The organism is Pseudoalteromonas sp. bablab_jr010, from assembly GCF_016464105.1.
GTDB lineage: Bacteria > Pseudomonadota > Gammaproteobacteria > Enterobacterales > Alteromonadaceae > Pseudoalteromonas > Pseudoalteromonas simplex.
The window spans coordinates 14,949-28,085 of the sequence record NZ_JACDWV010000082.1; the positions used below are offsets into that span (position 1 = coordinate 14,949).

Genomic DNA, 13,137 nt, shown 5'->3' on the forward strand with positions numbered 1-13,137 from the left:
GCTTTGCTTAACTGATCTGCCTAAATTATATTAAAAAGGTTTAATTACATGCAGTTAGCCTCCGGCTTTATTCTCTCCACGCAATGCTACGATAGTGCTAAGGGTATTTCGATTGTGGTGTGGATTTTATCTAAGCAAGGGCCAGTTAAATTAATAAGCACGCCACAAAAAGCAGTGTTCTTTATTGATGAATCACAAATAGACGCTGCGAATAGAGTATTTTCAGAGCATGGTATTTTTTGTGAAATGAAACCTGTGGCACTGAAGAGCTTTATGCAGGAACAAGTTGTTTCTTGTTATTTTTCTTCTTTAAAGCACTATTACAATGCTGCGAAACGACTCAAAGCACAGCATATAAAAGTATATGAAGATGATATTCGTCCTATAGATAGATTTTTAATGGAACGTTTCATTAAAGGGGCAGTTTGGGCTCAAGGAAGACAAATAAAAAGCCACCCATATCCTGTTTTAACGGATACTAAGTTCAAAAAAAATAGCGATTTTACACCGCAGTTTTCAAGTTTGTCACTCGATATAGAATGTAATGGTGAAGGAGTGCTATTTTCAATAGGTCTAGTTGGGGCAAATATAGATACCGTATTGATGATAGGCCAGCCACAAGATACCAGTGAACTTGAATTTAATCTTCATTGGTGTGTAGATGAAATTGATTTACTCAATCAGCTTTGTATACATATTGAAACTGTCGACCCTGATGTGATTATTGGCTGGAATGTGATTGAGTTTGACTTCAGCGTGTTACATGCCCGTGCTGAAGCACTCGGTGTCGAATTGCCGCTTGGCCGCAATAAAGAAAAAATGCATCTGAGGCAAGGTAATTTTACCCGTATTACAATACCAGGACGCGTAGTTGTTGATGGTATTGATACCTTAAAAAACGCTACTTATCATTACGATAGTTTTAGTCTTGCCAATGTAGCGAGTATTGAGCTTGGCGAAGAGAAGCTAATAAATACAGATAATCGTCTTGAAGAAATTATTCGCCAGTTTAATGAAGACAAACTGTCTCTTGCTAACTACAACAGGCAAGATTGTATTTTAGTGATGAGGATCTTTGAGAAACTTAAGTTACTTGATTTTGCAGTTGTAAGAAGCCAGCTTACAGGGCTTGAATTAGAACGAATGGGCGGCTCAGTTGCAGCCTTCACTAACCTTTATCTGCCGTTACTGCATAGAAGTGGCTATGTAGCCCCTAATTTAGGCGATCATGGCTTAAGTTTTGATAGCCCTGGTGGTTATGTCATGTCATCGCAGCCTGGCCTATATAAGAATATCTTGGTGCTTGATTACAAAAGTCTCTATCCGTCAATAATGCGAACATTTTGCATAGACCCTCTCGGTCTTATTGAAGGTTTAAAAAGTCCAGATAATGCAATCGAAGGATTTAATCAGGCGCACTTTTCACGCACTGCTCATCATTTACCTGAGCTTATTCGTGAGCTGTCAGTGACCAGACAAATAGCAAAAGACAAAAAACAACCTATGCTCTCTCAAGCAATCAAAATCATCATGAATAGTTTATATGGTGTACTTGGCTCGAAAGGTTGTCGCTTTTATGACCCGCGATTGTCGAGTTCAATTACTTTGCGCGGCCATGAAATTATGCAAACAACCAAGCAATGGATTGAAGAGTGGGGTTATGAAGTCATTTATGGTGATACAGATTCGACTTTTGTTAAGCTTGACGATGATCTAAATTCACTAAACTGTAATGAAATTGGTACGGTACTGGCGAGAAAAATTAACAAACGCTGGCAGCGTGTATTACAGCAAGATTATAGAATAGACAGTTTCTTAGAGATCGAGTACGAAACCCATTATAGCCCATTTTTTATGCCCACAATTAGAGGAAAAACAACAGGGTCTAAAAAGCGCTATGTAGGAAAAGTCGAAAAAGATGGTACCTCAAAATTAGTCTTCAAAGGTATGGAAACCGTTAGGAGTGATTGGACAGAGCTTGCCCACAAGTTTCAAATAGAATTATTTGAGATTTTATTCTCCGAAAATTACAGTCAAGAATTAATAATACAAGCCTTTGATAGGTACGTTAAAAAACTCTATGCGGGAGAGTTTGACTCATTACTCGTGTATCGCAAACGATTAGGCCGGCACCTAGCTGATTATCAAAAAAACATCCCTCCTCATGCAAAAGCAGCTAAGCAGTATTTAGCTGAAAACCCACATTTTGCATTTCAGCGTGGTCAAATAATTGAATATGTTTATACAACTCAGGGTGTCGAGTACTACATGGGTAAACATAATTATGACTATTTAGTTTATGTCAATAAGCAGTTATTACCAATTGTGAGGGTGATTGTTAATAATTTAGTTTGTAACAATCCCTTTCAGCCCAATGGTCAGATAATTCTCATTTGATATTATTTTGTATCTTCTTCCTTAACCTCATGTTTATGTTGTAGTTGTTTCAGTTTAACAAATTCTTTTTTGTTAATTTTTGGGTTTTTGTTGTGTTTTTTGTTGTGTTTTTATTAATAAAACTCTGGAAATTTATTTTGATTTGTTTATTATTTGTTGGCCGCAGCACAGTTGCGGTAACAAATAATAAACAAGCTTATGCTAAAAAAAGCCACACTATGTGGCCCAGGGAGAATCAAATGTTAAATAATAAAGTTTCTAAGGCTGTTCGCTTAGCGATTGCTTTTAGTGCTGCATCGACAGCTGCATTTTCTGCATCATCTGTTGCTGCTGATGAAAATGAGGTTGAAAAGGTTGAGCGAATTGAAGTTACTGGCTCACGTATCAAAAGAACAGACCTTGAGGGCGCTAGCCCAGTTGAAGTGATTACAACAGCTCAATTTGAAGAGCAGGGGCGTATCTCAGTTGCGGATGCTCTACGCAGTGTAACTTCTAACAGCTTCGGCTCATTTGTTCCAAGCTCAGGCTCTTCAGCTCAGTCGCAATCAACAGTTAGTCTATTAGGTGCTGGTAGTGATCGTACTCTTGTACTTGTTGATGGTAAACGTGTTGCCGGTTCACCTTCTCTAGGTGGTTCAGCAGCTAACTTGAGCTCGATTCCAATGGCTGCAGTTGAACGCATCGAAATTCTAAAAGATGGTGCTTCTGCTATTTATGGTTCAGACGCAATTGCGGGTGTTATCAACATCATTCTTAAAAAAGACTTTGAAGGTGCATCTTTTGATGTTCAATTCGGTCGTCCATCAAATGAAGGTGCCGATACTAAACAAATGTCAGTTTCGTTTGGTGTAAGCTCTGAAAAGGGTAACATTACATTTGTCTATGACCATCAAGAGCAAGGCGCAATATTCGATAAAGATCGTGAGTATACAGCTGCTTCTTGGGAAGATACTAATGGTGATGGCCTAGTTTCAATTTATGATGAAACAGTTGGTGTAAGTTATTATGGCGCAACTATTTTAGGCCCTGACGGCTTTGTTGCTTCAGCGAAATGTGATGAGTTAGCAAGTTCTGTACCTGGTTTTGTTGGGGTATTAGACCAAGGCTCACTTCTTGGTGGTGTTGGTGGCGGTGAGGTGTGTGGCTATGCATACGCTAATGTGTCAGCTAACATGGCCTCGACTAACAAAGACTCAATTATGGTTAGCTCAAACTATAATATAACGGACGATATTGAGTTATATGCGCGTGCTATGCTTAGCCGAAATGACTCATTTGGTCGTTACGCTCCGCCTGCAGCTAAATGGAATAATATGGCTGCTGGAAATGAGCACAATCCATATGATGAAGAAGTAACTGGCTACTTCCGCTGGTACGGTATCGGTAATCGCGATGGTCTTGTTACAGATTACCAGCAAGACTATATGATTGGTTTAAAAGGTATCGCAGGTGACTCAATAGATTGGGAATTCGCATATCATAAAGCTAAATTAGACTACCGTTCAGTAGGTCGTTACTACTTGAGCTATTCAGGTTTAGCTTACAATGAGAAATATGGCATTGATTTAGGTTCTGAAGAAGGTATTAATAATCTTCGTTCAACAACTTATACAGAAAACCAAAACGAAATGGATCATTACTTCTTTGGTGTTGGTTTTGCTTTAGGTGAATTAGCAGGCGGTGAGATCCAGCACTACTTTGGTGGTGAGTATTTCGATCAACAGTTTGATTCGCAGTATGATGCACAATCTGAAGCTGGTCTTATAGGTGGTTCAGCAGGTAACTCAGCAATGGGTGAGCGTGACACAACAGCTTTCTTCTATGAAATTTCAATGCCATTCACTGATAATTTAATCGTTAGCGCAGCTTTGCGTCGCGATGACTACAGCGATTTTGGTTCAGTAACTAATCCAAGCGTTAAGTTAGAGTATCGCCCAACAGATGACATCTTATTACGTGCTTCATATTCAGAAGGTTTCCGCGCTCCATCTCTTGATGAATTGCTAGCCGCAACTTCGTTTAGTGCAACAAGTGCTACAGATTATGTAGCTTGTGAAGCTCAAGGAATTTCTGCCTCAGAATGTAAATCTCGTCAGTTTGATAACTTAATTCAAAGTAATGACGAGTTAGGTCCTGAAGAATCAGAATATATCAATGCGGGTATTGTTTATTCAGGTATTGAGAACTTTGCAGTAAAACTAGATTACTTCTCTTTAGAGGTTGAAAACGTAATCTCATCTATTACTGTACAGTCTTTAATTAATGCTGAAGTTGGGGGTCAACTTGATGACCTGATGGCTAAATACCCAGGTGTTAAGTTAGAGCGTGACGAAAATGGTGCTGTTTTAGGTGACGTGATTACACGTTCTGAAAATGGCGCATATATGTCTAGAAAAGGTTTAGACTTAAATTTAGAGTATAAACTTGAAACAGGTTTTGGTGACTTTACCTTCGGAAATACAACAACTTACTTGCTTGAATCTGCTGGGGATGTTTACTTTTCAGGACCTTCTCAAGACTTCATAGGTATGCCAGGTACACCTGATTGGCGCTCGCAGTTTAACATTAATTATTCGATGGATAACTTATCTGTTGCATGGACAACTGACCTGATTTCATCGGTATATGAAGATCAGTATCTTGACCTAGGTGACGGTAACCCTGAAAACTTCCGTTACAAAGGTGAGAATCACGATCCAACATATGTAACACATAATATCAATATTAAGTATTACACAGAATCATTTGGCACATTTACTTTAGGCGCACGTAATTTGTTCGACAAAGGTGTTGTTAAAGATGATGACGGGTTTTGGAATGACGATACTTTATATTATGCAGGTCATATTGGTCGTGAAGTATTTGCTGGTTATAGCATAAGCTTCTAATACTAATCACTTTAAATTTTAAGCCCCGTTAGGGGCTTTTTAAGTACCCTAAGGCCTTTATTAGTAAGTTTATAAAATGACCATATATAAAAAATTACAGCTAAAGTTGGGTGAATAATGAGTAGTCATTGGTCCGAGTATTGGAGCGGAGGTCACTTAACGTCTTTCGGGAGTGGGTTTAAAAAGAATTATGAAGGTGAGTTAAAGGAGTTTTGGGAGGCTACAGCTAAAAAATTTGGAGAAAATTCAACTGTTCTTGATGTCGGTACTGGAAATGGCGCTTTGATAGAACTGATTCAAAATAATAATCAGTTTAATTGTTATGGAATAGACAAAGCTGAGATGCACAAAGGTGTCACCCAAAGCATTAATGGTACCTTTTTAGCTAAGACTTCGGTCGAGTGCTTACCATTCAATGATAATGCATTTTCCAATGTAATAGCGCAATTTTCATTAGAGTATAGTCAAGTTAGTCAAAGTATTGATGAAATCTATCGTGTACTTTCAAGTGGTGGATCTTTCACATTTGTTTGTCATCATCCAGAGTCTATAATTGTTAAACCAAACAAAAAAATTTTAAAGGCCGCAAACTTCATTAAAAGTGATATTGAAAATCACTTGATAAGGCTCGTCAAATCGGTTCGTTCTTCTAATCTTTTACTATCAAAGCAAATTGTTGAAGAGATTGAAGCTAAGGTAATCACTCATTTTAAGTATGAGCAAGAAGCGTTGAAAGGTACAAACCTTCCAGCTTTTATAGAATTCTTACTTCAAAATATACACGGGAATTTAGACTTTGAAGAAGCGTATCGTTTATTTATGGAAGAACTTGATTTGTTAATTAAAAGACTTTCTGAGTTAGTTGCAGCTGCTAAAAACACAAAAAATATTTTAGAACAATTAAAAGCTTTAAGTATCGAAGTGGAGGATGGTCAGCTTCTTGGTTATGAAAGTTGCAACATTCTCGCTACTTATATTCATGGAAGTAAATGTAATTCATGATAATCCTTAAAGACAAAATAAACAGCGTGTTTAGAAAACCAATGTTACTTTTCTAGTTCAGTGTATTCTTTTTTTGTATAATTATTTTGTTCTAAGAAATGAAATTAATTATTTGGGATGGTTGTGTTTTTTGCATCTTTTTTTCAGTTTAATTGCTTTTTGAGTGGTTATTGTGTTGCTTTTTGCAATTATCGAAAACATTAAAGTTACAAGTTTTTTGGATTGTTTTTTAAATGTGAATTTTATAAAATTTCTTTATAAACAAAGGTTAAAAAAAAGTTGACCAAAAGTTCTGCCTGCTATTAGTATTTGTTACCTCTAAAGGGTTATTTGTGGCCCATTAGAGTTAAAAATAAATTAATAAAGTCATAACATGAATATGACCAGGGAGAATCAAATGTTAAATAATCAAGTTTCGAAAGCAGTTCGCTTAGCGATTGCTTTTGGTGCAGCTTCAGCCGCTTCATTTTCAGCAAGCACGATTGCTGCTGAAGAAGGCGCTGAAAAAGTAGAACGTATTCAAGTAACTGGCTCACGTATTAAAAGAACCGATTTAGAAAGTGCGAGCCCTGTTTTAGTAATTGGCCGTGAAGATCTTGCAGCAACCGGTGAATTAAGCATTGGTGATATTCTTCAACAAATTCCTGCAGCTGGTGCTGCGTTAAACACAGCGTTCAATAACGGTGGTAATGGTGCTACCAATATGGACCTTAGAAATTTAGGTGCGCAACGTTTATTAGTATTAGTTAACGGCAAGCGCTGGGTTTCTTCTTTAGGCTCAACTGTTGACTTAAACTCAATCCCTGCTGCCTCAATAGAGCGTGTTGAGGTAGTTAAAGATGGTGCTTCAGCTATTTACGGCTCAGATGCAATTGCTGGTGTTGTAAATATCATCACGCGCCGTGATTTCGATGGTGTTGAGCTATCTCTTTATGGCGGTGAAAATATGAAGTACAACGATGGTCGTCAGTACTCTGCTGATTTGACTGTTGGTACTACTTCTGAACGTGGTGGTTTAATGCTAAATCTAAGCCACGTAACTCAACAAGAAATCTGGGCAGGTGACCGTGACATTTCTTCTATGGGTAACAGCTCTACTACAGAAAAAGGCCGCCTTCGCCTGAACTCTAACTCTATTAGCTCTGATCTTCGTAATCAATTAATTGCACAAGGCTACACTGAGAACAATGCTGGTGAATCAAATGCAGGTTTTGATCTAGTACCTAATGGTGCCGGTTCATCTGTTGGTCTTGATTCATTCCGTGATCGTGACGGTGATGTATACAACTACGCTCCAGAAAACTATTTAGTTACACCGCAAGAGCGTAATAGTTTCTACGTTCAAGCTTTCTATGACATCAGCGACGATGTTCGCTTTGTTTCAGATTTCATGATGACTAATCGTGAATCATCTCAATTACTTGCGGCAATGCCTTTGACTATAGGTGCATCTTTTGGTGCAGCTGCCAGCCGTGTTGATATTCATGAAAACAACATTTATAACCCATTCGGTGAAACACTTTATGGTGATGCTGCGCGCTCTGGTGTAGAAGGTTATGTCCCGTTTGCTGGTCAACGTCGTTTTGTTGAAGCTGGTAACCGTATTTATCGTCAAAATGATACTACATACCGTGCAATGGTCGGTCTTGAAGGTGGTATCGGCGACACTTCTTGGGTTTGGGATGCATCTTACATCTATGGTAAGAATAGCCAAGATGTATATACTACAGGTCTATTAAACCTGACTCGTATCAACCAAGCTTTAGGCGATAACTGTAATGCTGCGACTTCTTGTGTGCCTCTAAATCTATTTGGCGGAGCAGGTTCACTAACTCAAGAAATGATCGATTATGTTACTTTTGATAGTGTTTCTCGTGAAGGTCTTGAACTGAAAGATTACACATTAAACTTTGCAGGCGATGCTTTTGAGCTTCCAGCAGGTGTTGTTGGTATGGCTGTTGGTTTTGAGCGCCGTGAAGAATCTGGCTATGACACTCCAGATCCATTAACACAAAGCGGTGAAACTTCAGGTAACCAACGTGATGCAACTTCTGGTGGCTTCCGTCTTGATGAAGCATATGTGGAGCTTTCAATTCCTGTAATCGATGGCTTATCAATTTCTCCTGCAATTCGTTTCTCAGACCATAGTGCATACGGTAGCAACTCAACAGCTAAAGTTGGTGTTGAATATCGTCCTATCGATGATCTATTGTTACGCGGTACATGGGCTGAAGGTTATCGTGCTCCATCTATCTCTGATTTATACGCTGGTAACTCGGATTCATATCCTACACTTACTGACCCGTGTAACTCAGTAGATGGGTCTACTCCTGATTTACCTGGCTGTGCTGGTGTACCAAATGGTTACGCCCAAGCTAATACTCAAATCCGTATCACGAATGTTTCTTCACCGGATCTAAAACCGGAAGAATCAGAGTCTAAAACATTCGGTTTTGTTTATAACCCAAGCGCAATTGAAGGTTTAGAATTTACTGTTGATTATTATGACATCGAAGTAACTAACTCTATCGGTCGATATGGTGCTTCACGTATTCTTAATGAATGTGCTACAGGTGATAATGAAGCATCTTGTGACTACATCGACCGTGATGCTAATGGTAACGTAACTGACTTACGTAACTTCCTGCAAAACTCTGGTACTTACAATGTTGAAGGTATCGATTTCTATACTGCGTATAAATTCGAAACTGAATATGGTAGTTTCCGTACTTCATTAGACGTTTCTTACGTAATGACAAATGAGTTTGATGGTGAAGACCAAGTTGGTATCCAATATGGTGATGCTGGTTACCCAGAGTATAAAGGTACTTTCGCACTTGATTGGGCACTAGGTGACTTTGATGCTCATTGGCAAACTCGCTATGTAGATCGTATGCAAAACTACTATGACGTTTTAGGCTACACACCTTTCTACCCAGGTATGGCGGCAGAAATCGGTTCATACACAGTACACGATGTTTCAGTAGGTTACTCGATGGATGCGTATAATACTAAGTTTACTTTAGGTATTGAAAACTTATTTGCAAAAGAGCCATCTCCTGAGTACCTAAATAATGACTTAGCTATCTCAACTAACAACTTCTCTGTAACAGAGTATGACGTTAACATGGATCGCTTTGTTTATTTACGTGCAACATTCAAGTTCTAATTTAGTAACTTAAACGATTTAAAAGCCGCTCTTAGAGTGGCTTTTTTTTACTTTTTAAATACCAGTATGATGAATTTTTAAATGGTTGTTTCATTTGCTCACCACATAAATCTTATGAGATTTTTTCCTTCCTATCCATGTGGTTGCTTTCTTAACTGTTGCTCTCTTGATTTTAGGAGTATGTAAGTTTTTATAACTCGAAAGTCACTTGAGATAATCATACTGACAAAAGCTCATTTATCAGTAGATTTAAAAAACCACATTGCTGTTACCCCCTTTTCTTTTTGTTTACAATTTACGGTTTTTTGCAACCACTTTTAAGTTTGTAATTGCCTTTTCTGGGTTTAAACAATTTGGTAATTATTTTTTAATTTTTTTAATGCGATAAAGTCTTTTTTGTTAATTCTTCACATGAATAGTAAATCTAAAAATTTTATTTTATATCTATAAAAAAACCATTTTCACCTGCTTTTTATGCTTTTAATTTTATTTGTTAATGAGTGGTTTTAAATTATGTAAACTTATTATCTCTAATTGTGGGATGTTGTTTGTTTAAAAAATTTACATTGAAAATAATGAGTTAAAAAGCTGTTGACCAAAAACTCTCCATACTATTAGTATTTAATTCCCTTAAAGGGTACTAGTACCTTTTATGGGTTTAAATAAATTAATAGAGTCATAACATGGATATGACCAGGGAGATTCAAATGTTAAATAATAAAGTTTCAAAAGCAGTGCGTTTAGCAATTGCTTTTGGCGCAGCATCAACGTCAGCATTTTCAGTTTCTGCAGTGGCTGCAGATGAAGGTGCAGAAAAAGTAGAGCGTATCGAAGTAACGGGGTCACGTATTCGCTCTACTGACCTTGAAACAGCACAACCAATCCAAACAATAAGTCGTGAAGATATTGCTAATCAAGGTTTCACATCTGTTATTGATTTGATTGAAAATATGTCTGCAGCTGGTTCACCGCCAATCAGTCGTTCTGAGCCATTAGTGTCTGGTGAGAATGTGGGTGGTAACTACGTCAACCTTCGTAACTTAGGCGCCAGCCGTACTTTAGTTTTAATCAATGGTAAGCGTTTGGGTATTACTACCTCTGGTTATCAAGATATCTCGGCTATTCCAATGGGAATGGTTGAACGTATTGATGTGTTAAAAGATGGCGCGTCTGCAATGTACGGTTCAGATGCAATGGCTGGTGTTGTTAATATTATCACTCGTAAAAACTATGAAGGTCTTGAGTTCACAGTATACGGCGGTGGCTATGACGATGGTGATGGTGAGAAGAAAAACATTAGCATGGTCACTGGCTTTTCGGGAGAAAAGGGTTCAATTACTTTAGGTGCTGAGTGGCGTGATGAAAGTGATGTATGGGCGAGAGACCGTTCTTTCTCAGAAGTGTCATATCCAGGTTATGATATTCCAAATAACCGTACTTTAGTGGGTCAATATGGTCGTTTTTATTATAATGATCAATGGTGGGTTGCTAAGCGTCCAGGCAATGCTTCATCTTTTGACGATTTTGAACCGCAAACTTATGAAAATGGTTCAAGTAATTCAATTGACCAAATGCATTTAGAAACGCCTTTAAGTGCACGCTCTCTTTATATCAGCTCTAACTACGATATTACTGATAGTGTTAGTTTTACAAGTGATATCGGATATAGTGAACGTGAAGCGTTACGTCAGGTAGCAGGTTATCCATATCAATCAGCGTCAGATGGCTTTGTGTTAAGTGGTGATAGCTATTTTAACCCAGTTGGCGAAGATGTTTCATTTACTCGTCGTGGTTGGGAAGTTCCACGTACAACTGAAAGTAATCAAGATACTTTACGTTTTACTGCCGCATTAGAAGGCTCTTTCGAGTTAGCTAATCGTTATTTTGACTGGGATGTTGGTGGTGTTTACAGCAAGAGCACAACTGTTCAAGTAGACAACGGTAACTTCTATAAGCCAGCAATTGAAGCCGCTACTGGCCCTTCATTTTTAAACGCATCGGGAGAAGTTCAGTGTGGTACTGAAGATGATCCAATTTCATCAGCTGAGTGTGTTGCGTGGAATCCTTTAGCAGGCTTCGGTGCAGGGCCTGTTGAAAACTCGCTAGCAGATCCTGATGTACAAGACTTCTTGTATCCTACACTGCATTATCGTGGTGAAACTCAAACAACAATGTACTTTGCTAACATAAGTGGTTTACTTGCAGAGTTACCTGCAGGTTCATTAACTTTCGCTGTTGGTACTGAGTATCGTAAAGAGTCGGGTGAGTATAATCCTGATGCACTAGCGCAACTCGGTCAAAGTACTACTCTTGCATCTGGTGCAACGGGTGGCGGTTACGATGTTACTGAAGGTTACGCAGAGTTAAATGTTCCTATTTTATCTGATGTTGTTGGTGCTAAGTCTCTAAACGTTAGTCTTGCGACTCGTTACTCAGATTACAGTACTTTTGGTGATACAACGAACAGTAAAGTAGGCATTGAGTGGCGTCCAACTGATGATTTATTGGTTCGCGGTACTTGGGCTGAAGGCTTCCGAGCTCCAACAATTAGTAACTTGTATGGTGGTGGTTCTCAAACTTTTACAACAGGCTTTATCGATCCATGTGATTCAGTTTATGGTACAGCAGCTGGCTCTGCGCGCTGTTTACAAGATGTACCAGCTGATTACCGTCAGTTACAACAAGGCTTTGTGCCGACGACTGGCCCTGCAGCTCAAACACCAGTGCCATTCAATAGTGGTTCAAATCCACTGTTACAACCAGAAGAGTCTGTCAGTAAAACCGTTGGTTTTGTTTACAACCCAAGTTATGTTGAAAACCTTGATATCATCCTTGATTGGTGGAGTATTAAAATCACTGACACGGTAGTTTCTGACTCACCAAATGAGATCTTAAAAGATTGTTATATTGGCGGTGATGAATCACGATGTGCAATGTTTTCACGTGATCCGAACAACTCAATTGTTAACGATTTAACATATGGTACGCGCAATGCTGGTTTCACTGAAACATCAGGTATTGATCTATCATTAGCATATGCATTTGAAACTGGTTTTGGTGACTTCCGTGCAACTCTAGATAGCACATACTTACTAAAATATGATTCAAAATCGACAAATGATCCAACAACTAAAGTTGAATCAGATGTAGGTCATGGAGATACATTTAGAACACGTGCTAACTTTGGCTTGAATTGGACGTATGGAGATTTCAGTGCAAACTGGGCGATGCGTTATTTCTCTTCAATGCGTGAGGACTGTTATTTTGAAGACCGTTGTAGTGATCCAAACTTCCAACGTGATTGGACTAATGGTGTAGTTGTGCCTAAAAATAAAGTAGGCTCTACTACATTTAACGACCTACAGTTCACTTATAATACGCCATGGGAATCTAAGCTTTCTATTGGTGCTAACAATGTATTTGATAAACGTGGTCCTATTATGTACTCAGGCCCAAGTTCTACTTATTCATATTACGGTGGCTTTGATATTGGTCGTCAATTGTACTTCCGATACTCACAAAGCTTTTAATGTGTAAATAACAATAAAAACCCACTGACTAAAGTGGGTTTTTTTAGTTTAATTAACTGCTCTTGATTATTTCTTACTTCATACCCATTGGCTTTTGCAATAGTTTAGAGGTGGAAAATATGCGCATGCTATTTTTAAATAATTAACGCAA

The 13,137-nt window shown here is 38.3% G+C and carries 5 protein-coding genes; all 5 read left to right on the top strand.

The genetic code is table 11. The features are described 5' to 3' along the window. Window positions 1-48: 48 nt before the first annotated feature. The 5 genes from JIG37_RS07385 (at window position 49) to JIG37_RS07405 (ending at window position 12,986) form a co-directional block, all read left to right on the top strand. Window positions 49-2,397: a DNA polymerase II gene (locus tag JIG37_RS07385; RefSeq protein ID WP_199529080.1), complete on the top strand. Its 2,349-nt coding sequence runs from the start codon at window positions 49-51 to the stop codon at window positions 2,395-2,397. Window positions 2,398-2,636: 239 nt separating this feature from the next. Beyond that, a complete protein-coding gene (locus JIG37_RS07390) occupies window positions 2,637-5,285 on the top strand; it encodes a TonB-dependent receptor (protein WP_161804355.1) in 2,649 nt (882 codons plus the stop codon). A 117-nt stretch (window positions 5,286-5,402) separates the two neighbouring features. Next, complete coding sequence (locus JIG37_RS07395; protein WP_054553674.1) at window positions 5,403-6,287, top strand: class I SAM-dependent methyltransferase; 885 nt, start codon at window positions 5,403-5,405, stop codon at window positions 6,285-6,287. Window positions 6,288-6,684: 397 nt separating this feature from the next. Continuing rightward, window positions 6,685-9,456 (top strand): TonB-dependent receptor, encoded by a 2,772-nt coding sequence (locus JIG37_RS07400; protein ID WP_054553673.1) that lies wholly within the window; start codon window positions 6,685-6,687, stop codon window positions 9,454-9,456. A gap of 707 nt (window positions 9,457-10,163) precedes the next feature. Next, window positions 10,164-12,986 carry a TonB-dependent receptor gene (locus tag JIG37_RS07405; protein WP_054553672.1) on the top strand — a complete coding sequence of 941 codons (2,823 nt, stop codon included), beginning with the start codon at window positions 10,164-10,166 and terminating at the stop codon, window positions 12,984-12,986. Window positions 12,987-13,137 lie beyond the last annotated feature (151 nt).